Consider the following 26,224-nt stretch of genomic DNA (forward strand, 5'->3'; position numbering starts at 1 on the left):
TCATGACCCTGCGTTACCCGCTTGCGGCAAAGCAAATGGGGAATCACTTTGCCATGACGGACGTCTCCTCGGATCTGGTTTTTCGCCGCGGCAAGGAAGTTGGAAAAGCCGTCTACCAGAACCGCGCGCTTTCGAAAGCCGGCATCTCCGAGCGGCTGTTTGCCTTCCTGTTTTCCGGTCTTGTCTATCCGCAGATCTGGGAAGACCCTGACGTCGACATGGAGGCGATGCAGCTTGGCCAGGGCCACCGCGTCGTCACAATCGCGTCGGGCGGCTGCAACATCCTCGCCTACCTTACCCGCTCGCCGGCACAGATCGACGCCGTCGATCTCAACGCGGCCCACATCGCGCTGAACCGCATGAAGCTGGAGGCGGTTCGCCATCTGCCTTCGCAAGGTGACCTGTTCCGTTTCTTCGGTGCGGCGGACATGAGCCACAATTCCGAAGCCTACGATCGCTTCATCGCCCCGCACCTCGATCCGGTCAGCCGTCATTACTGGGAGCGCCGCAACTGGCGTGGCAACAGGCGCATTGGCGTTTTCGACCGCAATTTCTACCAGACCGGCCTGCTCGGCCTGTTCATCGCCATGGGCCACCGCACGGCGAAATTCTTCGGCGTCAACCCGGCCCGCATGATGGAAGCCAGGAACATCGGCGAACAGCGCCGCTTCTTCAACGAGGAGCTGGCGCCGGTCTTCGACAAGAAGCTTCTGAAATGGGCGACGTCGCGAAAAGCCTCGCTGTTCGGCCTCGGCATCCCTCCGGCGCAGTATGACTCGCTGATTACCTCCGGCGACGGCACCATGGCCAGCGTGCTGAAGGCCCGGCTGGAAAAGCTCGCCTGCGATTTCCCTTTGGAAAATAACTACTTCGCTTGGCAGGCTTTCGCCCGCCGCTATCCCGAGCCCGGCGAGGCCGCCTTGCCCGCCTATCTGGAAAAGCGCAACTACGAGACCATCCGCGGCAATATCGACCGCGTCGCCATCCACCATGCCAACCTGATCGAATTCCTCGCCGGCAAGGATGCCGGCGCCGTCGACCGCTTCATCCTGCTCGACGCACAGGACTGGATGACCGACGACCAGCTCAACGCGCTGTGGTTGGAGATCACCCGCACCGCCTCCGCCGGGGCCCGCGTCATCTTCCGCACCGCCGCCGAGCCGAGTCTGCTGCCGGGGCGCGTCTCGACATCGCTGCTCGATCAGTGGGACTATCAGAACCAAGCATCGCGCGAATTCTCGGCCCGCGACCGCTCCGCCATCTATGGCGGCTTCCACCTCTATGTGAAGCGCGCGGCATGAGCACGACGGAGCTGCCGGCCAGCCATGCCGAACTGATGGACGGCGTCTACCGCTGGCAGCGCCATATCTACGACCTGACCCGCAAATACTACCTGCTCGGCCGCGACCGGATGATCGCGGGGCTGGACGTGCCGCAAGGCGGCACCGTTCTGGAGCTCGGCTGCGGCACCGGCCGCAACATCATCCTCGCCGCCCGCGCCTATCCCGACACCCGTTTCTTCGGCCTCGATATTTCGGCCGAAATGCTGGAAACGGCCGGCAAGGCAATCGACCGCGAAGGCCTCTCGGATCGCGTCACGCTGGCAAGGGGCGACGCCACCGATTTCGATTCAGAGGCGCTTTATGGCGTCGAACGGTTCGACCGCATCTTCGTATCCTATTCGCTATCGATGATCCCGGGCTGGGAGAAGACGGTCTCGGCAGCACTTGCCGCGCTGGCCCCGACGGGCTCGCTGCACATAGTCGATTTCGGCCAGCAGGAAGGTTTGCCGGGCTGGTTTCGCACCTTGCTGCGCGGCTGGCTGAAAAAATTCCACGTCACGCCGCGCGAATCCCTGTGCGACGTTCTGGAATCGGAAGCCGAGCGAACCGGCGCAACCTTCCGTTTTCGCACGCTTTATCGTGGCTATGCCTGGCTAGCCGTGATCGGGCCACGGAGCTAGTTAATGCAGCGCCTTCACCAGCGCCCCCACCAACGCCTGCGGCCGATAATTGAGCTTGGCCGGCGTTAGCCCGAGCCGCACCACCACCAATTGCTCGGATGGAATGATGGCGACGGTCTGCCCGTCATGCCCTTCCATCCAGTAAGTGTCCTTCGGCAGGCCGGCGGCGACGCCGGCACCAGGGTTTTCCTCGTCGCCCGGTGCTTCGATCCACAACTGGCCCTTGCCGTAGACTTTCGAGGCGGATGCCGGCTCACGCATCCAATCGACGAAGCCGGCCGGCAGGATCTGGTTGCCATTCCATACCCCGCCCTGCAGCAGGAACTGGCCGAACCGGGCCCAGTCATGCGCCGTGGCGTAGAGATAGGACGAGCCGACGAAAGTGCCCTGCTCGTCGGTTTCGAGCACCGCGCTGTGCATGCCGAGCGGCTCGAACAGCGCCATGCGCGGCCACGTCAATGCCTTGGCCTTGTCGCCGATCGCGTCCTGCCACAGGCGCGACAGCATCACCGCCGTGCCGCTGGAATAGGAAAACACCTTGCCGACCTCGCCGGTGAGGGGTTTGGAGCCGGCAAAACCCGCCATGTCGGGTTCGAGGTAGAGCATGCGCGTCACATCGGCGACGTCGCCATAGTCTTCGTTGAACTCCAGGCCGCTCGACATCGCCATCATGTCGGCAAGGCTGATCGCGGCGCGGCCATCCACCTTCCAGGGCGTGAACAGGCCCTTGTTGTCGACCGCCAGCTTGCCGTCCCTGATCAGTGTGCCGACGATGGCGGCGTTCACCGTCTTGGTCATCGACCAGCCGAGCAATGGCGTCTTGACCGAAAAGCCGTCGCCATAGCGTTCCGCGACGACCCGCCCGTTCTTGACCACGACGATCGCGCGCATGCCGGTGCCGGCCATCGCATTGTCCGCGACGATCTTCAAGATTTCAGGGTTCTGCGAGGCATCGACCCGTTCGCCCTCGGGCCACAGCGCATCCTGGCTTGTTGCCGCGGGTTCGGCATAGACCGCGGTGCGCCGCGCCTTGCCGACATCGCCGTCGGGAACCGAGGCGCAGCCCAGCCCGTCGCGGGCAACCGCCTCGCTCTTGCCGAGGAAACCAAGCAGGCCGGCCGACACCGTCCCCCGGTTCTTGTCGACGGAAACCCGCATCAAGCGCAGTAGCGGATGGCCGGGCGCCTGCACATCGACGGCCAGCACCTCGTTGGGGTCGCGCCCGGCGATGAAGACGTTGGAGCAGACGATCTTGGCCGAATAGCCCGAGCCGACGCGGATGAGTTCCGGCGGCGCGAAATAGAGCCAGGCAACCAGCGCGGCGATAGCCAGCACGATCAGGCCAAGCAGCCATTTGACGATCTTGACGATGATCCGCATCCATTGCCTCCCAGACACTCGCCTGACGTTTATGTCATCGAATTGCCGCCATTGCTTCCGCAAAATCGGGCTTCTTGTCGAGCGCCATAAACCAGATATCAACCATGATCGGCGATCACAGGGATGCATGTCGCCCAAAGTGCGCAGCGGTTTTGCGACGACGACATGCACGAAAAACGAATAGGCTGGGCGATGCGTGGGGCGATCGCCTGGAGGGGCCAGACCAACTTCGGCCATCAAGTGCACAGACCCATCAGCGACCGGCTGATTCCGGCTTGGAAGTTGCGATGCGCCGTCTTGCGGTCCTTTTCATGCTGACGCTGCTCGGCGCTTGCTCGACCGTGGACGATCTCTCGCCGCTGTCGCCGTCCGCGTCGAGCAGTCCGACGGTGGCCGTGCGCGCGCCGCGCTTTGCCGATTCCAAGCCGCATGAGTGGGACAGCGGCGCGCCGTGGAACTATGCCGTCCATGGCACCGACGTCTCCAAATACCAGACATCGATCGACTGGCCGACCGCCAAGGCCAGCGGTATCTCCTTCGCCTTCATCAAGGCAACCGAAGGCGGCGACCGATTCGATGAATATTTCAGCGAGCACTGGGCGCGCACGAAAGCCAACGGAATTCCACGCGCGGCCTATCATTTCTTCTATTTCTGCACGCCCGCCGCCGTGCAGGCGCGCTGGTTCATCCAGAATGTCCCCGTCGACCGCTCCGCATTGCCTCCGGTTCTCGACATGGAATGGAACCCGAACTCGCCGACCTGCCACCTGCGCCCCGACCCAGCCACGGTGCGCGCTGAGATGACCACCTTCCTTGAGATCGTCGAGCGGCGTTATGGCAAGAAGCCGATCATCTACACCTCGGTCGATTTCTTCGAGGACAACGAACTGTCGAGCTTCCGCGGCTATCCCTACTGGCTGCGCTCCGTCGCCGGGCACCCGCGCGAGAAATATGGCAGCCACCCCTTCACTTTCTGGCAGTACACCGGAACCGGCATCGTCCCCGGCATGACCGGCAAGTCCGACATCAACGTCTTCAACGGCTCGGAAGCCGCCTGGAATAAATGGTTGCGGCAGAACACCCGCTGACCCCGTGGCAACGGCAGCGAAGGCACTTGGAAGAAGGGGCCGCGGCAGAAGACCCGTTGACACCATGGCAACGGCAGCGAAGCCGCCTGGAAGAGGGGCCGCGGCAGAAGACCCGTTGACACCGTGGCAACGGCAGCAAGGGCGCCTCAAATAGGGCTGAAGCAGAAGACCCGTTGCCGCCGTGGCAACGGCAGCGAAGCCGCCTGGAAGAGGGGCCGCGGCAGAAGACCCGTTGACGCCGTGGCAACGGCAGCGAACCCGCCTGGAAGAGGGGCCGCGGCAGAAGACCCGTTGACACCGGGCCTGCCGCCTGCTTTTCGACACTGCCAGCGGTAAGAGTGCAACCGCAGGGCGTTGGGCTCTAGGCACGATAATGCCCTAGCACGATAATGCCCTCTTCGTTTCGAAAGGAAGCTGATGCGACTGCGTTCCCAAGCCCTCGCGGCGCTATTCTTGTGCGCCACGGCCTTGCCGGCGATGGCGCAGGAATGCGGCGGCGATTTCGAAACCTGGAAACAGGGCGTGGCGGCGGAAGCCAAGGCGGCTGGTGTCGGCGCCGTCGGTCTCGATGCGCTGGAGGACGCCAGGATCGACGAGAGGGCTCTGGCGCGCGACCGCGCGCAGGGCGTCTTCACGCAAACCTTCATCCAATTTTCCAATCGCATGATCTCTGCCTACCGGCTGAAGCAAGGTGCGGCGAACATGAAGAAATACGCCGATGTCTTCGCCCGCGCCGACCAGCAGTTCGGTGTGCAGGCGCCTGTCATCACCGCCTTCTGGGCGCTTGAAACGGATTTCGGCGCCGTGCAGGGCGACTTCCATACGCTGAGCGCACTGGTGACGCTGTCGCATGACTGCCGCCGCCCGCAGCTTTTCCGCCAGCAACTGGTGCCGCTGCTGGAACTGATCGATCGCGGCGTGCTGCCGGCCGATGTCACCGGCGCCTGGGCCGGCGAGATCGGCCAGACGCAGATCCTGCCGTCCGACTATCTTGCGCGCGGCGTCGATGGCGACGGCGACGGCGAGATCGACCTTAGAAACAGCGTGCCGGACGTGATCATGACCACGGGCAACAAGGTGCTGTCGCGCGGCTGGAAGCGCGACGAGCCCTGGATCCAGGAAGTGCGCGTGCCCGACGAGATGCCGTGGGACCAGACCGGCCGCACCAACAAATTGCCGCTGACACAGTGGGCGCAGTGGGGCGTCACCAACCCCGACGGTTCGCCGCTGATCGACAAGGGCCTGAAGGCCGGCCTGGCGCTGCCCATGGGCCGCAAGGGTCCGGCCTTCCTCACCTACGACAATTTCGACGTCTATCTCGAATGGAACCAGTCCTTCACCTACGCGCTGACCGCGGCCAACCTTGCCGCGCGGCTGGCCGGCACGCCGCCGCTCGATCCGCGCAATCCCGAGCCGGGTCTCGACAACGAGCAGATGAAGGCGTTGCAGACGAAGCTCGAGGCCAGGGGTTACGACGTCGGCACGGTCGACGGCATCCTGGGCACCAACACCCGCGAAGCCATCCGCAAGGAGCAGATGCGGTTAGGCCTGCCGGTGGATGGCTGGCCGACGCCGGAGCTGCTGGGAAAGTTATAAGCGAGGGTCGATAGGCAAGCTACCCACCACACACTCCCTTCCTCTCCCGCACAAAATCGATGAACGCCCGCAAGGCTGGCGGCACATGCCGCACGCTCGGATGGTACAGATAGAAGCCGGGGAAGCTGGGCGACCAGGCCTCCAGAAACCGGACCAGCTGACCGTTCTCGATCCAGGGACGGACCTGATAATCAATCATGTATGCAATACCGGCACCACTCAGCACCGCGTTGAGCAGCAAGTCGGTGTCGTTGACGGTCAGCCTGCCTTCGACCGCGATTTCCAGCACCCTTTTGCCACGCGCGAACTCCCATCGGTAGATGTTGCCGCCGCCTGGCCATTGGAAGTTGATGCAGCGATGCTGGTGCAGATCGCCGGGATGACGAGGCGTGCTGCGTCCCGCGAGATAGGCGGGAGCGGCCACCGCGGCCATTTGCAGGTCCCCGCTCAGCTTCACCGCCACCATGTCTTTTTCCAGCCGCTCGCCGAGCCGAATGCCGGCATCGAAGCGTCCTTCGACAATGTCTGTCAGCATGTCGTCGACGATGACCGTCAGGCTGATATCGGGATAGACGCGCTGGAAATCGCCCAGGATCGGCGCAATGAACCGCATCGCGGCCACGCGCGGCACGTTGATGCGCAGCGAACCCGCCGGCTGATCGCGCGAGGCATGAATATCGGCGACCGCGCCTTCCAACTCCCTGAAAACGGGGCCAAGCCGCGTGAACAGCGTATCGCCGGCCGCGGTCGGCGATACGCTGCGTGTCGTGCGATTGAGCAGGCGGACACCGAGACGTGCCTCCAACTGCCGGATTGTCTGGCTGAGGGCCGGCGGCGAAATCCTGAGCCTGGCGGAAGCGCGGATGAAACTGCCCTCCTCCACGATCGTCGCGAATGCCTTGAGTTCGGAAAATTCAGACCCGCGCATTGTGTATCCCAGGCTTAACAGGCAGGTCAGATAATAGCCCATTATACGATCAATAGCTTCGGCCTATTTTCGACCGTGGAAGCCACATCGCGCGGTCACGAACGGTCGAAAGGAATTGATCATGTCTCAAACGCTTCAGGGCAAAACCGCGATCGTCACCGGCAGTTCGCGCGGCATCGGCCGCGCCATTGCCGAAGGGCTCGCCGCCAACGGTGCCAGCGTCGCCGTCAACTATGTCGACAATGCCAAGGCCGCTGACGATGTTGTGGCGGCCATCATCAGCAAGGGTGGCAAGGCAATCGCCATCCAGGCCGACATTTCAAATGTCTCCGACGTCCGCCGTTTGTTCGACGAAGCAGAAAGCCAATTGGGCGGTCTCGACATCGTCGTCGCCAATGTCGGCGTCGCCGTGATCAAACCGCTGGTCGAGGCCAGTGAAGCGGATTTCGACCTTGTTTTCGATACCAACGCCAAAGGCACGTTCTTCACGCTTCAGGAGGCCGCTCGCCGTGTGCGGGACGGCGGTCGCATCATCGCGGTCTCCACGGGCGGGACAAAAATGTTCTTCACCCACACCGCACTCTATCTCGGCAGCAAGGGCGCCGTGGAACAATTCGTGCGCGTGCTGTCGCGCGAGGTTGGTCCACGCGGCGTCACCGTCAATAGCTTATCGCCAGGCTTCACCGACACGGACCTGCTGCCGGAGCGCGATCGCGCCGTGGCGGCCGGCATGTCGCCCTTCGGTAGGATTGGTGCGCCGCGCGATGTCGCCGACGTTGCCGTATTCCTGGCCAGCGAGGAGGCCCGCTGGTTGACTGGCGAGAACATCCAGGCCGGCGGTGGCGTGGCTTAATCCGCCATCGTCTCCAGGCTCGCAAACCCTTGCGGCGCGTCGCCCTCGTCGAAGGGCGTCGTCACCTCGACGAACGTGTCGGGATAAAAGCCGTTGAAGCGAGTCCTGAGCGACAGCGAGTAGGCGCCGATATGGCCGATCTCGATCCAGTCGCCGGTATCGACGGTCTCCGGCAGCCAGAACGGCCGCGACAGGATGTCGACAGAATCGCAGGTCGCGCCGCACACCTTGAACGGCACGATTTTGTTCTCGTCGCCATTGCGCGCGCGGATCGCCGGATCGGGGATGAAGCGTGCCGGCAGCGTGATCTTGCCGGTCCATGAATCCGACAGCGACGCCCAGATGCCGTCATTGATGTAGAGCCGCTTGCCCTTGCGCAGGAGCACGCGCACGATCAGCGACAGGCAGCGCGCCACGATGACCCTGCCCGGCTCCGCCACCAGCGGAATCTGGTCGAACTGATATTCCTTCAGGTCGCCGGAGAGCCGCGACATGATCTGGCCGAGCGACGGCATCTCGATTTGCTTGCGGTTGGGATCGTGTCCGTATTCGGCCGGAAAGCCGCCGCCGACATCGAGCCCTGCGATGTCGAAGGTCAGCCGGTTACGCACCCAGTCGGCCGAGGCCAGTGCCCGCTCATAGGTGTCGGGATCCTCGATCTGGCTGCCGACATGGAAACAGAGGCCGACCCTATAGCCGGTGCGGTTCAGCCGCTCGGCGAGTTCGACCGCATAGGCCGGCCCGGCGCCGAATTTCTTCGACAGTTCGTAGGCGGCATGTCCCTTGGTCTGCACACGCACGAAGACGCTGACCGCGCCTGGGTCGATATCGAGCGCCCGCACCACCCGGGTCAGCTTGGTGATCTCGTCCTCATGGTCGAGCGAAATGACGCGGATGCCGTATTTTTCCAGCGCCAGCTTGATGTCCGACTGCGCCTTGACCGGGTGCATGTAGAGCATATCGGCATCGGGCGAGACGGCGCGCACGGCGGCGAACTCGCCTGGTGAAGCGACGTCGAAAGCGGTGACTCCGGCCTCGACCAGCGTCTTCAGCACGATCTGCTCGCCATTGGTCTTCACCGCGTAGGCGGTCTTGCCGGGGAACATGCCCATGAACTGCAAGGCGTCGGCCTTGAGCACCTGCGGGCGGAAGCAGTAGACCGGGTCGTCCGGGCGAAGCGCCAGTGCCGCCTCGCTTGCATTCTCGAATCGCTGCATGGACGAATCCCCGACTTCAGCTCGCATAATTAATCCAAGCTAGCGGCTAGCGCATGACCCCGAAAGTCAATTCGACTTTCGGAAAGGATCATGCGCCAGGAATGAATCTCGCAGCGTCCTTTGCGCGTCTCTGGAGACGCGCGGCGCTGCAATGAAAACAATTCTGTGTCTCGCGCTGCTGACGGTGCGGCACTAGCCTTTTGCCGGGAAGCTTGGCTGTCGGTCAAGTTTCGGGTGGCCCTTGCCGCCGGACCCGATATGGCTTCTGCCTGGTTGGCCGGCATTCGAGCCGTCCGGGGAGGATAAATCACATGGCTATGGCAGCGGCATCTGCAGCACGCGGACCGATGACGCTCAGGGACTGGGGGCAGTTGCTGTTGCTCGGCGCGATCTGGGGCGGCTCGTTCTTCTTCGCCCGCATCGCGGTGGCTGAACTTCACCCGCTGGTGCTGGTTCTGTTTCGCGTCGCCATCGCCGCATTCGCGCTGCAGCTCTATCTCGGCTTGCGCGGCCCCTCCTTCCGTCCCGCCTTGCCATATGCCGGCCTGTTCTTCCTGCTGGCCTTCACCAACAACGTCGTCCCCTTCTCGCTGATCTTCGCCGGCCAGACCCAATTGGGTGCCGGCGTCGCCTCCGTGCTCAATGCCACGACGCCGTTCTGGACGCTGATCCTCGCCAACGCTCTGACATCAGATGAAAAGCTGTCCTGGAACAAGCTCGCCGGCATCGCCCTCGGTGTCGCCGGCACGGCTGTGATGATCGGTCCCGGCCTGCTCGCGGGGCTTGGCGGCCCGGTCTGGGCCAAATTCGCGCTGATCGGCGCCTCGCTCTCCTATGGCGTTGCGCTGATGGTCGCCCGCTGCTTCAAGGGCGTGCCCTCGCCGGTCGTCGCCACCGGACAATTGACGGCTTCGACCATCATCATGATCCCGATCGTGCTCTTCGCCCACGGCCCGGCCGGCTTGTTCTCGGCCTCGCCGCCGGTGTGGACGGCGGTGCTGGCGCTGGCGCTTCTGTCGACGGCCTTCGCCTACATCCTCTACTTCAATCTCGTCGCCTCGGCCGGGGCCACCAACGCCTCGCTGGTCACGCTGATCGTGCCGGCCAGCGCCATGCTGCTCGGTTTTCTATTCCTTGGCGAACGGCTGGAATTGTTCGAGATCGGCGGTGTGGTGCTTATCGGACTCGGTCTTCTCACAATCGACGGACGAGTGTTCGGTCGCCGTTAGGGCCGGGCGAGGGATGGTCGCCGCGAAAGTCGAAATGCGACGACTTTCGCGGCGGTAGCGCTGCCATGACACAGCATCGACACGCCACCGCCATAATTTATACACAGGCCTAAAGCGGGTTTTTCCCGAAGGGTTTCAACGGGTAAAGGCAAAACAGAGGTCGCGAATCTCACAATCACGTCGCAATGCAGCATATTTTCCGCTTGCCTGTGGCACAAATGAACCTAGACTCCAGGGCATAGCTCTTTAAGAGGAGGCTATGTCATGGGACTTACGAGGCCAATCAACGCATTGATGATTTGTGCTGCGTTTGCTTTCATCGGCGCCCTCATTATCGGCGTCCTTCCCTGAACCCGCCAAGATGGGGAAGACCAGCACCAGATAGTCTAACCAATTCGAAAGGCCGGGGTTTTTACCCGGCCTTTTGCTTTTCCAGCCGAGCCTTACGCAGCGGCGGAACCCGCCACCTCCGCCTCATGCGAGCGGATGCCGATCATGTGGCAGACGGCGAACACCAGATCGGCCCGGTTCATCGTATAGAAATGAAAATCGCCAACGCCGCGCTCGACCAGGTCCAGCACCTGTTCGGCCGCCACGGCGGAAGCCACCAGCGCATGCGTCTGCGGATCGTTCTGCAGACCGTCGAAGCGCTCGGCCAGCCATGCCGGCACCAGCGCACCGCAGCGCGCCGAGAAATTGGCGACCTGGGTAAAATTGTGCACTGGCAGGATGCCGGGAACGATCGGGATGTAGATGCCGGCGCGGCGCGCGCGCTCGACGTAACGCTCGTAGAGATCGTTGTCGAAAAAGAACTGGGTGATCGCCCGTGTCGCGCCATTGTCGACCTTGCGCTTAAGCATGTCGATGTCGGTGGCGAAGTCAGGGCTTTCCGGATGCTTTTCCGGATAGGCCGAAACCGAGATGTCGAAATCGCCGGCGTCCTTCAGCGCCCCGACCAGCTCGGCACCATTGGCGTAGCCATCCGGATGCGGCCGGTAGGCGGTTCCGACGCCCGCGGCCGGATCGCCGCGCAAGGCGACGAAGCGTTTGACGCCCATGTCGGTGAATTCCTGGATCACCGTATCGACCTGATGGCGGGCAGCATCGACGCAGGTCATGTGCGCGGCCGGCGTCAGGCTGGTCTCCTTCAGGATGCGGCCGATGGTGCGCGCCGTGCGCTCGCGTGTCGAGCCGCCGGCGCCATAGGTGACCGAGACGAATTTAGGCTTCAGCGGCTCCAGCCTTGTGACCGTGTCCCATAGCCTCGCTTCCATCTCGTCGTTCTTCGGCGGGAAGAACTCGAACGAAACCCTGACCTTGTCGCCGATATCGGGACGGCGGGAAAAACGAAACTGGTTCATCAGGCGATTTCCCCTATCGAGCTCACTCTGGTCTGCTGGCTGGCGTTGGCGGGATCGGCGATCAGCAGGCGCCGGTCGCGGCCAAGCCAAAGCTTGACGGTGAGCCTGGCCTCGTTACCGCTGCGCGGTTCGAATTCCTGGGCATCCTCAAGATCGAGGCCGGCTTCGGAGAACCAGTCCCCGATCTGCCGGTCGGAAAAGCCGAGACGCATATGCGCGTGCTCGTCACGCAGGAACTCCAGCGCGTGCGGCGCGAAATCGACGATGACCAGACGGCCGGCCGGGCGCAAAAGCCGCGCCGCCTCATGGATGGCGCGGGCCGGATCGTCGAGATAGTGCAGCACCTGGTGGATGGTGACGAGATCGAAGGCATCGCGCTCGACAGGCGGCGAAAAAATATCGCCCTGCCGCACCTGCGCATTCGAAACGCCGGCCTTGTCGAGATTGGCGCGCGCCACCGTCAGCATCTCGCGCGACATGTCGATGCCGATGCCGCGCCGGTAGAGCGGCGAGAAGATTTCGAGCAGCCGCCCGGTGCCGGTGCCAAGGTCGAGCATGGACTGGAACGGCCGCTTGCCGACCAGCTTCAGCATCGCGGCCTCGACGGCGCGGTCGGGCACATGCAGCGAGCGGATATGATCCCAGCTTGCGGCGTTCTGCGAAAAATACGCGGTGGCGCGGTCCTGACGCTTGCGCTTGACCGAGGTCAGCCGCTCCAGATCGCGCTCGACCTGCGGGTCGGCGCCGCGAATGCTGGAAACCAGCCCCATCACGAAGTCTCGAGCCGAATCTGCGTCCGACAGGCGGAAGAATGCCCACGACCCTTCCTGGTAGCGGCCGATCAGCCCGGCCTCGAGCAGCAGTTTCAGGTGTCGCGAGACACGCGGCTGCGACTGGCCGAGAATTTCGGTAAGGTCGGAAACCGTGAGGTCGCCGCGCGACAACAGTGCCAATATGCGCAGGCGGCTGGATTCGGCCGCCGCCTTAAGCGTATCCACCATGGTGTCGAGCGAGACATGCATCAGCGTATTCTCTTTGAAAAAGATATAAACATATGTTTATGTCGATTTTGGCGGCCTTGCAAGCGCTATGTCGCTTCCGGACCAGAAAATGCCGCATGCGTGATTTCCCGGTCCAGGTCACCCGAAACGTCAAGCGGTTTGAGACAAAGGCATGCACCAGCACAGAGTCAGGCCCGGCAAAGAGACAGGCAATGACCGGGCAGCGTGACATGTTCGAGGCACGTGAAGGCGAGCAGAGGCTGGACCAGGATCCGGCAACGATGCCACCCGATAGCGGCATCGTCTTCATCGGCCGTATCGCCTCGCCATGGACTACCCGGGAAAGCTGCCCGAAAAACATGCGCGCCGCGCGCGAAACGGGACAACCGGCGGCGCTCACCATCGAAGCGCCCTATCGCGAAGGGCTGTGTGGGCTGGACCGCGCCAGCCACGTCGTCATCCTGTCCTGGCTGCATCACGCGCCGCGGAATCTGATCGTTCAAAAACCCCGCCATGCGGCTGAAGCAAAAGGCGTATTCGGGTTGCGCTCCCCGGCCCGGCCGAACCCGATCGGCCTGCATGTAGCCAAACTCGTCGGTCTGGACATTGCCACCGGGCGCATCGATCTCGACGCCATCGACGTGCTCGACGGCACGCCGGTCATCGACATCAAGCCATATTTCGCCTCGACCGACGCTATATCGGAGGCGACCGTCGAGGGGCGCGAGGAGCGATGAGCGCGCCGACCGGCCGCCGCCGCGCCATCGCCAAGGCGCTGACAGCACTTTTGCCGCTGGCGCCTTATGCCGACATGGAGAATATCCGCACCGACGCCGGCTCCGTGCATATGAAGACCTTGCCGCCGACAATCGCGGTCTGGCTGGCGACGATTGCCCATATCCGTCACATGCACACCGACTACGAAAAGCTGCTGGCCGAAGGCTATGATCGCGACTCGGCGCGTTTCTTCGTCGTCGAGCAAACCAACATCGTGCTCACGCGCTGGCGCGCCACCCGCCTGCTCGACGCCGATGACGAGGAGGAATGACGCTATTGCCGGGCGGAATGGTGCTCACTCGTAAATGCTGGCGGGATCCTCGAGGATGAGTGAAGTCGGAGTGCTGGCTCTATGCACTCGGCCCGCCGCCGATAGCTTGTGGGCAAGGAGCTGCCGATGAGCCAAATCGCACAGGATACACCGCCGCTGCCTGTGGTGGGCGACAGTCATGTCGACCCGCACGCCTATCCCGACGGCATTGCCTTCCTCGACGGCCAGTATGTGCCGATGTCACAAGCCAAGGTCTCGGTGCTGGATTGGGGTTTTCTGCACTCTGACGCCACCTACGATACGGTGCATGTCTGGAACGGCCGCTTCTTCCGCCTCGATCTGCATCTCGACCGTTTCTTCGACGGCTTGCAAAAGCTGCGCATGACGATCTCGTTCGATCACGATGGCGTGGCCGAGATCCTGCACAATTGCGTTGCGCTGTCAGGCCATCGCGCCGCCTATGTCGAGATGCTGTGCACGCGCGGCGCCTCGCCGACATTCAGCCGCGACCCGCGCCAGGCGATCAACCGCTTCATGGCGTTCGCCGTGCCGTTCGGCTCGGTCGCCAATGCCGAGCAGTTGCAGCGCGGGCTGCGTGTCGCCGTCAGTGACAAAGTGCGCATTCCGCCGGCCTCGATCGATCCGACGATCAAGAACTATCACTGGCTCGACCTCGTGCGCGGCCTCTACGATGCCTATGATCGCGGCGCCGAGACGGCCCTCATTCTCGACTTCAACGGCAATGTCGCCGAGGGTCCTGGCTTCAACGTCTTCTGCGTCAAGGACGGCAGACTGTCGACACCGGCCATCGGCGTGCTGCCGGGCATCACCCGCCGCACCGTCTTCGATCTTTGCGCAGAGATCGGACTCTCGGCGACGGCCATGAATGTTAGCGTGGCCATGCTGCGCGGCGCCGACGAAGTCTTCATCACCTCGACCGCCGGCGGCATCATGCCGGTGACGGAGATTGACGGTGCCGACATCGCCGACGGCAAGGTCGGGCCGATCACCAGCCGGCTGATGGCGCTCTATTGGCAAAAGCACGACGACCCGGCTTGGTCGAGTTTGGTGAACTACCCCTGATTCACTCGATTTCTTGTTCTACTGGAAAGCCCCAAGTTCAAAAAGATTTCCGCCCGCCTCTGGAAAATCACGGGACAGCCCGTATATGCCCGGAAGCGGAGAAGCCTCCGCTTCCATCCAGAAGTTGCGCCCGCAGGGGCAAGGATTCCACATCATGACATCAAAGGTTTGGTTCATCACCGGATCGTCGAAAGGCTTTGGCCGCGTCTGGGCGGAGGCCGCGTTGGCGCGCGGCGACCGCGTCGCCGCGACCGCCCGTGACGTCGGCACGCTCGCCGATCTGGTCGAGAAATACGGCGACAACATCGCCGCGCTAAAGCTCGACGTCACCGACAAGAAAGCCGTAGATGCCGCTGTCGCCGAGGCGCACAAGCGCTTTGGCCGGCTCGACGTCGTCATCAACAATGCCGGCTACGGCCATTTCGGCGCCATCGAGGAAGTCAGCGAGCAGGAAGCCCGCGACCAGATCGAGACCAATGTGTTCGGCGCGCTGTGGGTCACCCAGGCCGCCCTACCGATCATGCGGGCGCAGCGGTCCGGCCACATCATCCAGATCTCGTCGATCGGCGGCGTCAACGCCTTTGCCTCGCTCGGCCTCTATCATGCCTCGAAATGGGCGCTGGAAGCTTTCAGCCAGTCGCTCAGCATCGAGGTCGCGGAATTCGGCATTCATGTCACGCTGGTCGAGCCGGGCGGCTTCTCCACCGACTGGTCGGGAGCATCGGCCAAGGTTTCCAAGCCGATCGAGGCCTATGCGCCTGCCCGCGCCAGGATGGCCGAGCGCCGCGCCAACTCGGTCGCCGGCGATCCCGAGGCGACCGGTCCGGCCATGCTGGCCATCATCGATGCCGACGAGCCGCCGCTGCGGGTATTCTTCGGCGATGGCGGCCTGCCGATGATACGCCAGGAATACGCCAACCGCCTCGCCACCTGGGACAAGTGGGACCACGTCTCCGTCATGGCGCAAGGCGCCAACAAGAACCGCAAGGGCTAAAGCCCGGCGACTTCTGCTACGCCGCCTCGCTGGCGGCGTAGCTCCTACCCTCCGCCACGACGTGAGCGCGCGGCTATACCTGATAAATCCATTGTTCCGGCACCCGCACCGAAATCTCTTCGCCGGCCCTGACGATGCCGGGCCTTTCAACCCGGGCGACCACGCCGCGCAACCGCTTCGCCGCCTTGGGAAACAACAGCGCGCCGGCTTCGATGTCGGCCATTCCAGCGTTTTCAGCGATCGATCGCCCGGCGAAGCGGCATGGCCCGTTCTGGGCGTCGACCTTGAGCGTCACGCCGCCCTTGAAGAACAGTAGCGTGCCGGCCGGCAGCATCGACAGATGCGGCACGTCTTCGATCACCAGATTGGCGCCGATCCATTCCGGCTTGATTTCGGCGAGTTCCATCCGTTCAGCGACGATGCCCAATTCGTCCGCCGCCACGATCGATATCTGCCGTTCGTTGCGCATCTCGGTGCCGCGCGGATACCAGGGTTCACGCCCGCCGGAACGGCGCGTCGGTCCTGCATGGAAGTCGCCTGAAATGCCGTCGAAGCCGAGCCGCAATTCGTCCACCGGACGCGTCTGGAAATCGTCCGCTGGCGCGACATACAGCGCCGCCGCGCGGCCGGCAAGCTTCTTCGAGGGAATGATTTCGACCGGCTTTTCAGGCTCGGGAAAGAGATCCAGCATGGCTTCATTCCTTGGATGATGTGCCCTGGTTTTGCCCTTCACCCGGCAAGGCCGCAAGAGCGGTTCGGGCCAAAACGCGCAACTCTTCGACCGATGCGCCGTCCCGTGCCTGGATCGACATGCCGTTCATGACGCCTGCAATATATTTGGCGAAGCCTTCGACGGAGAGGTTTTCCGGCACATCGCCTTCTGCCTTGCCTTTGGCCAGCCGCGCCGCGATCGCCGCCTCGCTCGCCTTGCGATAGGCCTTGAGTTCATCCGCAATGGCTTGTGCCTGCGGCGAGGCCGCCAGCGCACCGCTGACGAAAAGACACCCGCCCGGCTTGCCGGGCCTGGAATAGGCCGCCGCGGCGCCCAGCAGCAAGCGCCGGATCGCCTCTCCCGTCGATACCGGCGCGCTCAGCGCTTCCAGCGCGAAGCCTATCTCGGTCTCGTGGTAGCGCTTCAACGCCTTGCGAAACAAAGTCTCCTTGTCGGTGAAGGCGTTGTAGATCTGTGGCGGCGTCAGCCCCATCGCTTCGCGCAGCATGGCCAGCGACGTCGCTTCATAGCCGTGCTCCCAGAAAAGGTGCATCGCGGCGTCGAGCGCCCGGTCGGGGTCGAATGCGCGCGGCCGGCCGCCGCGTGGTTTGTCCGAGTTTTCCATAGCGATCGATACGAAACCTGTTGACTCACCTTTCCCTCATAACATATCAATCGATACGCAACCAGGCAAACCGGAAGATGACCTCCCGGCGAGAGCCGTGCAACCCAAGGAGAAAAACAATGCCGATCACCGTGACCGCACCGGAAGGCGTATTCATTCCCGCTGGAGAGCGCGAAATCCTGCCACGCCTGAGCGCTGCCCTCATCGAAGCCTCCGACGCCACCGGCAATTCATTCTTCACCGCGATCGTCGGCGGCACCGTCCATATCCTGCCGCCGCGCCACATTTATGCAGGTGGCGCCAACCGGCCGGTCGTCATGGTCGAGTTGAAGCTGCCCAATATCGCCCTTGGCTCAATCGAAGCCCGCAAGATCTTCATTGCCGCCGCCGCCCGGATTGTCGGCGAACTCTGCGTACCCAGCCACAAGCCGGAAAACACCTGGATCAACATCGTCAACGCGCCCGACGGCGGCTGGGGCATCGGTGACAGGCAATATACCGGCGACGCGCTCATCGCGGCCGCCACCGCCGCCGCGCGGTGATGAACGGGATGATGCGGCTCTCCCCTTCGCTGTTCTTCACCACCAACTGCGAGCCCGCGCTGGCCTTCTACGAACAATGCGGCCTTGGTCGGGCAACGATCCTGCTGCGCTGGGGCGACAACAATATGCCGGTGCACACCGAAGCCATGCGCGGAAAAGTCCTGCATGCACGCTTCGAAGGTCCGGGTGTGCTGTTCCACGCCTCGGACAATGACGACGCGGAGCCGATGAAGGGCTCCGCCATGATGCTGGAATTCGATGGACCGATCGCGGCACCAGGGGTTTTCGCCCGCGAGGAGCTTTTCGCACACATGGCCGAGGGCGGCCGGATCACAGTGCCGTTTGCCCGGCAATATTGGGGGACCAGCTTCGGCATGCTGGTCGACGCCTTCGGCGTGCAGTGGATGTTCAGTTGCTCCAAAGAATAGACGCCGGTCGCAGACCGCTCGATCACAACCTTCTTACCGAAAAACGGCGCTGCGCCGCATTGTCGCCGCGCTGCATCGGCTTCATGGTGAAGCCCGGACCGTCGACGGAGGTTCTCATGCGTCCCGGAGCGGCGATCGCAGCGCTTTGGTTGATCTGGGTAGTCACATGGATGGCGGCTGCCCTATGGGCCGATCCGGCGCAAAAGCGCGCCACCATCGGGGCGGAGGCTCGCTATCGCGTCTTCTGGCTGGCAGGCACCGTCCTGCTGTTCGTTCCAGCGCATGGCTATGAAGGCAGGCTGAGATTGTGGACGCCGACCCTTGCCGAAGCCTGGGCCTGCGTTGCCCTGATCGCGGTCGGCATCGGCTTCGCGTGGTGGGCGCGAATCCATCTCGGGCGGTTGTGGTCCGCCACGGTCACCGCCAAGGCGGATCATCGCGTGGTCGACACCGGCCCCTATCGCCTGGTCCGGCATCCGATCTATACCGGGCTGCTTCTGGCAGTGCTCGCCACCATGGTGGCGAAGGGCACGCTCTGGGGCATCGCAGGTACGGCCCTGCTCATCATCGGCGTCGTCATTAAGGCGAGGCTGGAGGAGCATTTCCTGCGCGACGAACTCGGCCCCGCCTACGACGACTACGCCAGGCGGGTGCCGATGCTGGTTCCGTTCACGCCGGCCTGACGCGACATTACTCAAAGCATTCTGATAAGCGCGCCGCCTATCGAATACCCGGCGCCGAAGGCGCAGATCAGACCGAAATCGCCGGGCTTCATATCCGCATGATTCTCCGACAGCGCGATGATGGCACCGGCGCCCGCCGTGTTGCCGAGCCGCTCCAGCACCATAGGCGCGCGGTCATGGCCGACATCATGGCCGAAGGCCAGTTTCAGGATCATGGCATTCATGCGCGCATTGGCCTGGTGCAGCCAGAAGCGTCGGACCGCCTGTGGCGTCAGCCCATGCTCGGCCAGGAATTCGACGATGAATTTGTGCCCGGCGACGGTGACTTCCTTGAACACCTTGTTGCCGACCTGCTTGATGAGGTTGCCCTCCAGGTTGATCATGTAGGGATCGTCCTGGGCGGTACGGGTGTGGTAGCCGAGATTGGTGCGGATGTTGTTCGACATCTGCGTCCAGATACGCGTGTCCAGCACCTCGAAGCGACCCGGCCGCTTCTCGCCCTGTGCGAGCCCTTCCACCACCATCGACACCGAAGCGTCCCCGAAGATGAAATGCGTCTGCCGGTCGCGGAAATTGAGATGGCCGGTGATGATCTCGGGCGTGGTCACCAGGATGCGCTTGTGCGCGCCCGAGCGCACCAGATTGACCGCCATGTGCAGCGCAGCCGCCGCGGACGAACAGCCAAGTCCCATATCGAAGCCGGCGCCCCTCGTGCCCAGCGCCTCCTGCATTTCGATGGCGATGGCCGGATACGGCCTCTGCTGATGCGAGGACGAGCAGATCACCAGATCGATGTCCGACGCGTCGATGTCGGCGTGCTCGATCGCCTTCCTGGCCGAAGCGACACCGAATTCCGCCTGCAGCGAGAGCGCGTCGTCCGGGCGCGCCGGAATGCGCGGCGCCATGCGGGTCGGGTCGAGAATGCCTTCCCGCTCGATCACATGGCGGGCGCGCACGCCCGAGGCATGGACGATGAAGTCGGCATCGGATTTCTGCAGCAGCGTCTCGCCGGCAGCCTGGCGCCGCGCGTTCTCGGTGTCGACCCAGGCATTGAAGCTGGCGACCAGTTCCTCATTCGTGATGACAGGCTTGGGTATTTCAGCGCCGATGCCGCTGATGATGACGCGATGCATGTTCCAGTCCGTCCCGTCCGCGGGCATTGCGGCTTCATGTGGGCGCCGAAACGCTTCGGCGCAACACTTTTCTCACTCGGCCGGTTTACGCAGGCTTAAACCAAGGTTTACGCCAGCCTATCCCGCCCGCTTGGCGACGATGAAAATGCGGGGGAAACGCAGCAGCACCTTGCCATCGGCGGTCTTCGGATAGGCCTTGGCGAGCTTGGCCGTGTAGCTGTCGAGGAACAGCTTGCGCTCGTCCGCGTCCAGCGGATCGAGGAACGGCTTCAGCCCGGTCGACTTCACCCATTCGACGATCGCCTCGGCGTCGGCCAGCGGATGGTTGTAGATGGTGTGCCAGATGTCGAGCCGAGCGGAGAGCGGCGACAGCAGGTCGTAATAGAACGACACCGGCGGCAGCGGTGCGCGGGCCGCATCCCTGATCTTTGCCGCAAAACGCACTTGCGCCGCGGTTTCCCGCATCAGCCGATGCGAATCCTCGGCCATATTGTCAGGCATCTGGACGGCCAGCGCGCCACCGGGCGCCAGAAAACCCATCAGACGCTGGAACACCGCCGGATGCTCCGGCAGCCACTGGAAGACCGCGTTGGCGAAGATCACGTTGACCGGCTCGGCCGGCTGCCATGTCGACGCATCGGCGAGGTCGAAGCTGACATTGGGCAGGCGCGCCCTTGCCTTTTCGATCATGTCGGGAGACGTATCGAAGCCGCTCACCTGCGCATCCGGCCAGCGCTCGACCAAAAGTTCGGTCGAATTGCCCGGCCCGCAGCCGATGTCGACGACGCGGCGCGGAAAATCCACCGGCACTTGGGCTGCGAGATCACGCGCCGGCCGTGTGCGCTCGTCCTCGAATTTCAGATATTGGGCGGCGGACCAATCAGACATTCGAGCTCCTCATGCCAGCTTGAGAGTTCGCCGCCCCGGTGCCCCTTACCGCGTCAGCCTCTTATACGTCATCCTGTGCGGGTTGACGGCTTCGGGCCCGAGCCGGCGGATCTTGTCCTGCTCGTAGTCCTCGAAGTTGCCTTCGAACCATTCGACATGGCTGTCGCCCTCGAAGGCGAGGATGTGCGTCGCCAGACGGTCGAGGAACATGCGATCGTGCGAGATGATGACCGCGCAGCCGCCGAAATTTTCCAGCGCGTCTTCGAGTGCCGCCAGCGTTTCCGTATCGAGATCGTTGGTCGGTTCGTCGAGCAGCAGCACATTGCCGCCGGTCTTCAGCATCTTGGCCAGGTGCACACGGTTGCGCTGACCGCCGGAGAGGTTGCCGACCTTCTGCTGCTGGTCACCGCCGCGGAAGTTGAACGAAGCGCAGTACGCGCGGGTATTGGCCTCGAACTTGCCGAGCTTGACCACTTCGGCGCCGCCCGAGATTTCTTCCCACACGGTCTTTGACGGATCGAGCGCATCGCGGCTCTGGTCGACATAGCCGAGCTTGACCGTCTCGCCGACGCGGACAGAACCCGCATCCGGCTTTTCCTGGCCGGTGATCATGCGGAACAGCGTCGTCTTGCCGGCGCCGTTCGGGCCGATGACGCCGACGATGCCGCCTGGAGGCAGCTTGAATTCGAGGCCTTCGATCAACAGCGTGTCGCCGAAGCCTTTCGACAGGCCCTCGACCTCGATGACCACGTTGCCGAGCCGCTCGCCATGCGGAATGACGATCTGCGTATCCGTCGGCCGCCGCTTGTCGGCTGCATCCAACAGGTCCTGGAACGCCTGGATACGCGCCTTGGACTTGGTCTGTCGGGCCTTCGGGCTCGACTGGATCCACTCGCGCTCGCGGCCGATGGCGCGCTGGCGGGCGTCATCCTCGCGGCCCTCCTGCTTGAGGCGCTTGGCCTTGGCTTCGAGATATTTGGTGTAGTTGCCCTCATACGGGATGCCGCGGCCGCGATCGAGTTCCAGGATCCAGCCGGTGACATTGTCGAGGAAGTAGCGATCGTGGGTGATGATCATCACGGCGCCGGGATAGGCGCGCAGATGCTTTTCCAGCCACGCCGTCGTCTCGGCGTCGAGATGGTTGGTCGGTTCGTCGAGTAGCAGAAGATCAGGCTGGCGCAGCAGCAGCTGGCAGAGCGCGACGCGGCGGCGCTCGCCACCCGACAGCTTGGTGACATTCGCATCCTTGGGCGGGCAGCCCAGCGCTTCCATCGCCATCTCGACCTGCTGTTCGAGATCCCAAAGGTTCAGCCGGTCCATCTCGTCCTGGAGCTTGGCCGACTCGTCGGCCGTCTCGTCGGAATAGTTCATCATCAATTCGTTGTAGCGCTCGATGATGGCGGTCTTGGCCGCGACACCTTCCATGATGTTCTCGAACACGGTCTTGTCGGGGTCGAGCGCCGGTTCCTGCGCCAGGTAGCCGACCGTGGCGCCTTCGGCGAGCCACGCCTCACCACTCCACTCCTTGTCGATGCCGGCCATGATCTTGAGGATCGTCGACTTGCCGGCGCCGTTCGGGCCGAGGATGCCGATCTTGGCGTCGGGGTAGAAGGACAGATGAACGTTCTCGAGCACCTTCTTGGTGCCGTAGGCCTTGTTGAGGCCGGCCATGTGATAGATGAACTGGCGTGCCACGCGCGCTTCCCTGAATGACTGGATTTGTCGAATTGAATGGAGGTTGGCCGCTATGTAGGCGATGCGACGCCGGACGGCAATCGCTTTTGCCACATCGAGCCAACCACACGGACAAGTGTGCACCGACGGCCAAGTTTTCAACCGGTCGATCGCGCACGGAAATCCCTGGTTAACCCTTCCGCGTCAAAACAGGATCGGGTGGAATCGCCGGCTTGCCGCGATTTCCAGAGAAAGATCGGATCGACGGCATTGCTGAACAGTTTCCTGCTCCTTGCCGAAGCGGTCGTCTACTTCAGCGTCATGGTGACGCTTTTCCGCTTCCGCAAGCGCATCGGCCTTGGCGTCTTCGTCTGCGCGCTTGGCGTCATGCATTTCCTGGAGACCTATCTGGCCAGCGTCTTTTATGTCGCCCTGCCGTTCGGCATGGTGTCGCCGGGCTCGGCGGTGCTCTTTTCCGGCAAGCTCGTGATGCTCCTTCTGCTCTACATGAAGGAAGATGCCGCCACCGTGCGTCAGCCGATCTATGGCCTGCTGCTCGGCAATGCGTTGATGATCGGGCTGGTTCTGGTTCTGCTCCTGCGCCTGCACGCCGTCGCTCCGCTTCCCGATGGCCGGCTCCCCGACATCGGCTTCATCGACGAGATGGGCTGGCTGATGGTGTGGGGCACGACGCTGCTGGTCATCGACGCCATCCTGATCATCCTGCTCTATGAAAAGCTTGGGCGTACGCTGCGCAAGGCGCGGTTCGTGCGCATCCTGGTTTCGGTTGCCTGCGTGCTCACCTTCGACCAGGCCGGCTTCTTCACCGCGCTGCATTTTGTTGCCGGCGCCCCGATTGCGGTCTTCTTCGGCGGCTGGTTCGCCAAGATGGCGGCGGCACTGACTTTCAGTGCCATGCTGGTCGCCTATCTCAAATGGTTCGAGGTCCGGGACGTCCAGATGCCGCGCGGCCTGACCGACATTTTCGAGACGTTGACCTATCGCGAACGCTACGAAGCGCTGGTCGAGCATGTCGGCCGCGACGGCTTGACCGGCCTGCTGCACAGGGGACGCTTCGATGCCGACGGTGAGGCCGCCGTCCAGGCCAGCCTGCGCACGGCGAGGCCGCTCAGCCTGCTCATCGTCGATGTCGACCACTTCAAGTCGATCAACGACCGTTTCGGCCATGCCGAGGGCGACAAGGTGCTGAAGGCGGTTGCAACCGTACTTTGCGAGGCGGCAGGCGCCGAGGACCAGGTGTTCCGGATCGGCGGCGAGGAATTCGCCATCCTGAGTTCGCGTCCGCATTCCGTCGCCAGGCTGTTTGGCGAAAGCGTCCGCACCGCGCTCAAGGCATCGGCCGCCACCAGCCGCTTCGAGCTGACCGTCAGCGCCGGCGTTTCCACCGTCAGCGAAACGACGCAGTGCCTGGCCGATCTGTTCGCGCTCGCCGACCAGCGCCTTTACAAGGCGAAATCGACCGGACGCGACCGCGTCGTCGGCGAACCCGGTGGGCATGAGGCCGACGCCGCCATTGCCTGGACCAGGTCAGCCCAGATCTAGCTCTCTCCGCGACGGCCGCGCCGGCTTACCGGAAGCGGCGATCCCGCACTTACTGGAACCCGATCGGATCGACCGTCCCGGTCGGGCAACCGGCCTTGTTGGTTGGCACCGAGGCCAGCAGCAGGTCCTTGAGCGAACTGTTCGGGCCGATCGGACCGGCAAGGCCGAGCGTCAGTTCGCCGATCAGCCGCCGGCCACTCGACGGATCGATAAGGCAGGACACCCGCACCCTGTCCCCCGCCCCTGCGCCGAAGGCCTGGTCGAAGGCGCTGCGGATCTGATCCGCGGTCAGCTTGCCGCCGATATTTTTGGCGAAGAGGTCGCGCACCGGCGAGCTGTTGACCTCACGCATCAAATGAAGGGCGTCGGAAAAATACTCCTGCTGACTTTTGCCGTAGCAGGTGCCGTGCTTGATCCATTCATGCCGTTCCAGCTTCGAGGCCGTGCCGGGCATCACCTTGTCGAGCTCGGTGCGGGTGTCGGCATCGAGGTTGACCGGTGGCAGGTCCTGCCAGTGAGCCGGATTGTCATTGGCCTTGTCGCTGGCCGAAGCCTGGCAATAGAAATTGCCGTTCGGCTGCGGCCACAGACCGTGCAGCGTGAAGTTGGTGGCATCGAACTCACTAGGGTTTTGCGCCTTGCATTCGGTCTTGTTCGACTTGGTCTCGCAGAAGGCCGGCTGCCAGCTCAACGCGAAAACGTATTCGGGTTTCCCCGAGGGCGCGGGCTTGCCTTGCCCGCCCGGTGCCGCCGGCACGGTCGCGGCACTGCTGCCCGAGAGATGGCCGCAGCTGACCTTCACCCAGCGGCGCTCGGGATCGGCGCCCGGCACCAGGATGAGGTAGTGGGTCGGAGCGTCCTTGTTGCCGGCCAGCAATTGGTAGGTCTTGCCCGCATCCGTCGAGACATTGCCGGGGTTCTTGCCGTTCTTGATCGCCTGCGTCGCCGGACAGGCAGCGTCGGCCACGAAGGTGCCGCGCATCTTGACGTCGGCATGCGCCGCGCCCGCCAGCGATCCCGCCAGCAAGGCCAATCCGAGAACAACAGCAATGCGCATGGAGAATCCCCTGCTGGAAAGTGGCGACAGACTGAAGCTGTCTCCATGTCAGAATTGCGATATTTTGCGGGCTCGTGGCAAGAAAGATCGTCGCGGAAAAGCCCGCAGGCCGGATTGACGCAAATCTGGCACCGGCGCACACAGTTTGGACATCACGAGGGCGGAACCAGGGAGAGACCGGCCGGCATGCCATTCAGCCAGCAGCGCGTGGTTCGCTCGCCGACCGGCGCCGACCTCAATCTGTTCGTCCGGCAGGCCGACAGCTCTCCGCGTGCGGTGGTCCAGATCAATCATGGCCTGGCCGAACACGCCGCGCGCTACGACCGCTTCGCCGGTTTCCTCGCCGCCCGGGGCTTCCATGTCTATGTCCATGACCACCGTGGCCATGGAGCGACCAAGGCGCCCGACGCGCCGCTCGGCAGATTCGCCGACAAGGACGGCCCGGCCAAGGTGATCGCCGATATCGACGCCATCCACGATCTCATCGCCCGCGAGCGGCCTGACCTGCCGGTGATCCTTTTCGGCCACTCGATGGGCGCCTCCGTGGCGTTGAGCTACCTGTTACACCACTCGCAACGCATCCATGCCGCCGCGATCTGGAACGGCAATTTCTCGCAAGGCCTGCTCGGCCAGGTGGCGCTCGGTATCCTTGCCTGGGAACGGATGCGGCTGGGGTCCGATGTCCCGTCGCGCCTGCTGCCGAAACTTACCTTCCAGGCCTGGGGCAAGGCGGTGCCCAACCATCGCACCTTGTTCGACTGGCTGTCGCGCGACGAGGCGGAGGTAGCGAAATATATCGCCGATCCGCTCTGCGGCTGGGATGCCTCCATCTCGATGTGGCGCGATGTGGTCGCCTTGGCGCTGAACGGCGGCAAGGATGCAGGCTTTGCCGCCGTTCGCCGCGACATCCCCGTCGCCATCGTCGGCGGCGAAAAAGACCCTGCCTCGGACTATGGCAAGGGCATCACCCATCTCGCCAGTCGCATGCGCAGGATGGGCTTTTCGAATCTGGTTTCAAAGGTTTACGCCGAAACCCGCCACGAAAGCCTGAACGAGGTGAACCGCGACACGATCATGGACGATTTCGCCAACTGGGCGGACACTGCCTTGAACGCGTGACGGGTTGGCCCATTGCAAGGACCGTGACAGCCGCTGCCGGGCTTGATAGAGGCTGTGCT

At 63.4% G+C, this 26,224-nt stretch carries 26 protein-coding genes; 15 read left to right on the top strand and 11 right to left on the bottom strand.

The window, feature by feature from the left end; translation table 11 throughout:
* Positions 1-2: 2 nt before the first annotated feature.
* Together FJ492_RS05470 and FJ492_RS05475 are read left to right on the top strand one after the other, a co-directional pair.
* Entirely contained in the window at positions 3-1,301 is a 1,299-nt protein-coding gene (locus FJ492_RS05470; protein ID WP_140768875.1) for a DUF3419 family protein, read from the top strand.
* On the top strand, positions 1,298-1,963 hold the full coding sequence (locus tag FJ492_RS05475; protein ID WP_140768877.1) for a class I SAM-dependent methyltransferase: 666 nt from the start codon (positions 1,298-1,300) through the stop codon (positions 1,961-1,963). Before FJ492_RS05470 ends, FJ492_RS05475 begins: the two co-directional genes overlap by 4 nt.
* On the opposite strand, the gene FJ492_RS05480 is transcribed toward FJ492_RS05475, so the two are convergent.
* Positions 1,964-3,343 carry a serine hydrolase gene (locus tag FJ492_RS05480; protein WP_140768879.1) on the bottom strand — a complete coding sequence of 460 codons (1,380 nt, stop codon included), beginning with the start codon at positions 3,341-3,343 and terminating at the stop codon, positions 1,964-1,966.
* Between the two features lie 287 nt (positions 3,344-3,630).
* Between FJ492_RS05480 and FJ492_RS05485 the strand changes: the two genes are divergently transcribed.
* Both FJ492_RS05485 and FJ492_RS05490 read left to right on the top strand, forming a co-directional pair.
* Positions 3,631-4,431 (top strand): GH25 family lysozyme, encoded by an 801-nt coding sequence (locus FJ492_RS05485; RefSeq protein WP_140502396.1) that lies wholly within the window; start codon positions 3,631-3,633, stop codon positions 4,429-4,431.
* A gap of 417 nt (positions 4,432-4,848) precedes the next feature.
* A complete protein-coding gene (locus tag FJ492_RS05490; RefSeq protein ID WP_140747509.1) occupies positions 4,849-6,027 on the top strand; it encodes a lytic murein transglycosylase in 1,179 nt (392 codons plus the stop codon).
* A gap of 19 nt (positions 6,028-6,046) precedes the next feature.
* On the opposite strand, the gene FJ492_RS05495 is transcribed toward FJ492_RS05490, so the two are convergent.
* The gene (locus FJ492_RS05495; protein ID WP_348641903.1) at positions 6,047-6,997 is read right to left on the bottom strand and encodes a LysR substrate-binding domain-containing protein; all 951 of its coding nucleotides are present in this window, start codon (positions 6,995-6,997) and stop codon (positions 6,047-6,049) included.
* Between the two features lie 79 nt (positions 6,998-7,076).
* Here FJ492_RS05495 and FJ492_RS05500 point away from each other — a divergent pair, with 79 nt between their 5' ends.
* The gene (locus FJ492_RS05500) at positions 7,077-7,808 is read left to right on the top strand and encodes an SDR family oxidoreductase (RefSeq protein ID WP_140502393.1); all 732 of its coding nucleotides are present in this window, start codon (positions 7,077-7,079) and stop codon (positions 7,806-7,808) included.
* Here the strand turns inward: FJ492_RS05500 and FJ492_RS05505 are convergent.
* A complete protein-coding gene (locus tag FJ492_RS05505; protein WP_140768881.1) occupies positions 7,805-9,025 on the bottom strand; it encodes an alanine racemase in 1,221 nt (406 codons plus the stop codon). The genes FJ492_RS05500 and FJ492_RS05505 overlap by 4 nt on opposite strands.
* Positions 9,026-9,336: 311 nt before the next feature.
* Here FJ492_RS05505 and FJ492_RS05510 point away from each other — a divergent pair, with 311 nt between their 5' ends.
* A complete protein-coding gene (locus FJ492_RS05510) occupies positions 9,337-10,254 on the top strand; it encodes a DMT family transporter (protein WP_140768883.1) in 918 nt (305 codons plus the stop codon).
* Positions 10,255-10,697: 443 nt separating this feature from the next.
* Here the strand turns inward: FJ492_RS05510 and metF are convergent, their stop codons facing one another.
* Positions 10,698-11,615, bottom strand: a complete 918-nt coding sequence (gene metF, locus FJ492_RS05515; protein ID WP_140768885.1) for a methylenetetrahydrofolate reductase [NAD(P)H] — start codon at positions 11,613-11,615, stop codon at positions 10,698-10,700.
* A complete protein-coding gene (locus FJ492_RS05520) occupies positions 11,615-12,637 on the bottom strand; it encodes a metalloregulator ArsR/SmtB family transcription factor (RefSeq protein ID WP_027141621.1) in 1,023 nt (340 codons plus the stop codon). Before FJ492_RS05520 ends, metF begins: the two co-directional genes overlap by 1 nt.
* A gap of 191 nt (positions 12,638-12,828) precedes the next feature.
* Between FJ492_RS05520 and tsaA the strand changes: the two genes are divergently transcribed.
* The 4 genes from tsaA to FJ492_RS05540 all read left to right on the top strand — a co-directional run bounded on the left by tsaA (position 12,829) and on the right by FJ492_RS05540 (position 15,741).
* Positions 12,829-13,353 carry a tRNA (N6-threonylcarbamoyladenosine(37)-N6)-methyltransferase TrmO gene (gene tsaA, locus FJ492_RS05525; RefSeq protein ID WP_140717586.1) on the top strand — a complete coding sequence of 175 codons (525 nt, stop codon included), beginning with the start codon at positions 12,829-12,831 and terminating at the stop codon, positions 13,351-13,353.
* Positions 13,350-13,664: a DUF2293 domain-containing protein gene (locus FJ492_RS05530; protein WP_140717588.1), complete on the top strand. Its 315-nt coding sequence runs from the start codon at positions 13,350-13,352 to the stop codon at positions 13,662-13,664. Before tsaA ends, FJ492_RS05530 begins: the two co-directional genes overlap by 4 nt.
* A 126-nt stretch (positions 13,665-13,790) precedes the next feature.
* Positions 13,791-14,747 carry a D-amino acid aminotransferase gene (locus FJ492_RS05535; RefSeq protein WP_140747530.1) on the top strand — a complete coding sequence of 319 codons (957 nt, stop codon included), beginning with the start codon at positions 13,791-13,793 and terminating at the stop codon, positions 14,745-14,747.
* Positions 14,748-14,901: 154 nt separating this feature from the next.
* Positions 14,902-15,741 (top strand): SDR family oxidoreductase, encoded by an 840-nt coding sequence (locus tag FJ492_RS05540; RefSeq protein WP_140768887.1) that lies wholly within the window; start codon positions 14,902-14,904, stop codon positions 15,739-15,741.
* Between the two features lie 73 nt (positions 15,742-15,814).
* Here the strand turns inward: FJ492_RS05540 and FJ492_RS05545 are convergent, their stop codons facing one another.
* Both FJ492_RS05545 and FJ492_RS05550 read right to left on the bottom strand, forming a co-directional pair.
* Positions 15,815-16,432: an MOSC domain-containing protein gene (locus FJ492_RS05545; protein ID WP_140768889.1), complete on the bottom strand. Its 618-nt coding sequence runs from the start codon at positions 16,430-16,432 to the stop codon at positions 15,815-15,817.
* 4 nt (positions 16,433-16,436) lie between these two features.
* Positions 16,437-17,078: a TetR/AcrR family transcriptional regulator gene (locus FJ492_RS05550; protein WP_140717596.1), complete on the bottom strand. Its 642-nt coding sequence runs from the start codon at positions 17,076-17,078 to the stop codon at positions 16,437-16,439.
* Positions 17,079-17,197: 119 nt separating this feature from the next.
* Here FJ492_RS05550 and FJ492_RS05555 point away from each other — a divergent pair, with 119 nt between their 5' ends.
* The 3 genes from FJ492_RS05555 (at position 17,198) to FJ492_RS05565 (ending at position 18,731) form a co-directional block, all read left to right on the top strand.
* Positions 17,198-17,620, top strand: coding sequence for a hypothetical protein (locus FJ492_RS05555; protein WP_140768891.1), 423 nt, complete (start codon positions 17,198-17,200; stop codon positions 17,618-17,620).
* An 11-nt stretch (positions 17,621-17,631) separates the two neighbouring features.
* Positions 17,632-18,048: a glyoxalase/bleomycin resistance/extradiol dioxygenase family protein gene (locus FJ492_RS05560; RefSeq protein WP_140768893.1), complete on the top strand. Its 417-nt coding sequence runs from the start codon at positions 17,632-17,634 to the stop codon at positions 18,046-18,048.
* A gap of 116 nt (positions 18,049-18,164) precedes the next feature.
* The gene (locus FJ492_RS05565) at positions 18,165-18,731 is read left to right on the top strand and encodes an isoprenylcysteine carboxylmethyltransferase family protein (protein ID WP_140717600.1); all 567 of its coding nucleotides are present in this window, start codon (positions 18,165-18,167) and stop codon (positions 18,729-18,731) included.
* A gap of 11 nt (positions 18,732-18,742) precedes the next feature.
* Here the strand turns inward: FJ492_RS05565 and FJ492_RS05570 are convergent, their stop codons facing one another.
* The 3 genes from FJ492_RS05570 to ettA form a co-directional block, all read right to left on the bottom strand.
* The gene (locus FJ492_RS05570; RefSeq protein WP_140769011.1) at positions 18,743-19,864 is read right to left on the bottom strand and encodes a beta-ketoacyl-ACP synthase III; all 1,122 of its coding nucleotides are present in this window, start codon (positions 19,862-19,864) and stop codon (positions 18,743-18,745) included.
* A gap of 117 nt (positions 19,865-19,981) precedes the next feature.
* The gene (gene tam, locus FJ492_RS05575) at positions 19,982-20,752 is read right to left on the bottom strand and encodes a trans-aconitate 2-methyltransferase (RefSeq protein ID WP_140768895.1); all 771 of its coding nucleotides are present in this window, start codon (positions 20,750-20,752) and stop codon (positions 19,982-19,984) included.
* 45 nt (positions 20,753-20,797) lie between these two features.
* Complete coding sequence (gene ettA / locus FJ492_RS05580; protein ID WP_027141609.1) at positions 20,798-22,447, bottom strand: energy-dependent translational throttle protein EttA; 1,650 nt, start codon at positions 22,445-22,447, stop codon at positions 20,798-20,800.
* A 249-nt stretch (positions 22,448-22,696) separates the two neighbouring features.
* On the opposite strand from ettA, the gene FJ492_RS05585 reads away from it, so the two are divergent.
* Positions 22,697-23,989 carry a GGDEF domain-containing protein gene (locus tag FJ492_RS05585; protein WP_140768897.1) on the top strand — a complete coding sequence of 431 codons (1,293 nt, stop codon included), beginning with the start codon at positions 22,697-22,699 and terminating at the stop codon, positions 23,987-23,989.
* Positions 23,990-24,038: 49 nt separating this feature from the next.
* On the opposite strand, the gene FJ492_RS05590 is transcribed toward FJ492_RS05585, so the two are convergent.
* The gene (locus FJ492_RS05590) at positions 24,039-25,046 is read right to left on the bottom strand and encodes a ribonuclease (protein WP_140717608.1); all 1,008 of its coding nucleotides are present in this window, start codon (positions 25,044-25,046) and stop codon (positions 24,039-24,041) included.
* A gap of 186 nt (positions 25,047-25,232) precedes the next feature.
* On the opposite strand from FJ492_RS05590, the gene FJ492_RS05595 reads away from it, so the two are divergent.
* Positions 25,233-26,165 (top strand): alpha/beta hydrolase, encoded by a 933-nt coding sequence (locus tag FJ492_RS05595; protein ID WP_140768899.1) that lies wholly within the window; start codon positions 25,233-25,235, stop codon positions 26,163-26,165.
* Positions 26,166-26,224: the final 59 nt, after the last annotated feature.

Source organism: Mesorhizobium sp. B2-5-4 (assembly GCF_006441095.1).
GTDB classification, from domain to species: domain Bacteria; phylum Pseudomonadota; class Alphaproteobacteria; order Rhizobiales; family Rhizobiaceae; genus Mesorhizobium; species Mesorhizobium salmacidum.

Coding starts and splice junctions, on each gene's coding strand:
- FJ492_RS05540 (WP_140768887.1), top strand. CDS start 14,902: ATGACATCAAAGGTTTGGTTCATCACCGGATCGTCGAAAGGCTTTGGC.
- FJ492_RS05530 (WP_140717588.1), top strand. CDS start 13,350: ATGAGCGCGCCGACCGGCCGCCGCCGCGCCATCGCCAAGGCGCTGACA.
- FJ492_RS05495 (WP_348641903.1), bottom strand. CDS start 6,997: ATGGGCTATTATCTGACCTGCCTGTTAAGCCTGGGATACACAATGCGC.
- FJ492_RS05480 (WP_140768879.1), bottom strand. CDS start 3,343: ATGCGGATCATCGTCAAGATCGTCAAATGGCTGCTTGGCCTGATCGTG.
- FJ492_RS05545 (WP_140768889.1), bottom strand. CDS start 16,432: ATGCTGGATCTCTTTCCCGAGCCTGAAAAGCCGGTCGAAATCATTCCC.
- FJ492_RS05535 (WP_140747530.1), top strand. CDS start 13,791: ATGAGCCAAATCGCACAGGATACACCGCCGCTGCCTGTGGTGGGCGAC.
- metF (WP_140768885.1), bottom strand. CDS start 11,615: ATGAACCAGTTTCGTTTTTCCCGCCGTCCCGATATCGGCGACAAGGTC.
- FJ492_RS05490 (WP_140747509.1), top strand. CDS start 4,849: ATGCGACTGCGTTCCCAAGCCCTCGCGGCGCTATTCTTGTGCGCCACG.
- FJ492_RS05510 (WP_140768883.1), top strand. CDS start 9,337: ATGGCTATGGCAGCGGCATCTGCAGCACGCGGACCGATGACGCTCAGG.
- FJ492_RS05555 (WP_140768891.1), top strand. CDS start 17,198: ATGCCGATCACCGTGACCGCACCGGAAGGCGTATTCATTCCCGCTGGA.
- FJ492_RS05505 (WP_140768881.1), bottom strand. CDS start 9,025: ATGCAGCGATTCGAGAATGCAAGCGAGGCGGCACTGGCGCTTCGCCCG.
- FJ492_RS05500 (WP_140502393.1), top strand. CDS start 7,077: ATGTCTCAAACGCTTCAGGGCAAAACCGCGATCGTCACCGGCAGTTCG.
- FJ492_RS05520 (WP_027141621.1), bottom strand. CDS start 12,637: ATGCATGTCTCGCTCGACACCATGGTGGATACGCTTAAGGCGGCGGCC.
- FJ492_RS05560 (WP_140768893.1), top strand. CDS start 17,632: ATGCGGCTCTCCCCTTCGCTGTTCTTCACCACCAACTGCGAGCCCGCG.
- FJ492_RS05565 (WP_140717600.1), top strand. CDS start 18,165: ATGCGTCCCGGAGCGGCGATCGCAGCGCTTTGGTTGATCTGGGTAGTC.
- tsaA (WP_140717586.1), top strand. CDS start 12,829: ATGACCGGGCAGCGTGACATGTTCGAGGCACGTGAAGGCGAGCAGAGG.
- FJ492_RS05470 (WP_140768875.1), top strand. CDS start 3: ATGACCCTGCGTTACCCGCTTGCGGCAAAGCAAATGGGGAATCACTTT.
- FJ492_RS05485 (WP_140502396.1), top strand. CDS start 3,631: ATGCGCCGTCTTGCGGTCCTTTTCATGCTGACGCTGCTCGGCGCTTGC.
- FJ492_RS05590 (WP_140717608.1), bottom strand. CDS start 25,046: ATGCGCATTGCTGTTGTTCTCGGATTGGCCTTGCTGGCGGGATCGCTG.
- FJ492_RS05475 (WP_140768877.1), top strand. CDS start 1,298: ATGAGCACGACGGAGCTGCCGGCCAGCCATGCCGAACTGATGGACGGC.
- FJ492_RS05595 (WP_140768899.1), top strand. CDS start 25,233: ATGCCATTCAGCCAGCAGCGCGTGGTTCGCTCGCCGACCGGCGCCGAC.
- tam (WP_140768895.1), bottom strand. CDS start 20,752: ATGTCTGATTGGTCCGCCGCCCAATATCTGAAATTCGAGGACGAGCGC.
- FJ492_RS05570 (WP_140769011.1), bottom strand. CDS start 19,864: ATGCATCGCGTCATCATCAGCGGCATCGGCGCTGAAATACCCAAGCCT.
- FJ492_RS05550 (WP_140717596.1), bottom strand. CDS start 17,078: ATGGAAAACTCGGACAAACCACGCGGCGGCCGGCCGCGCGCATTCGAC.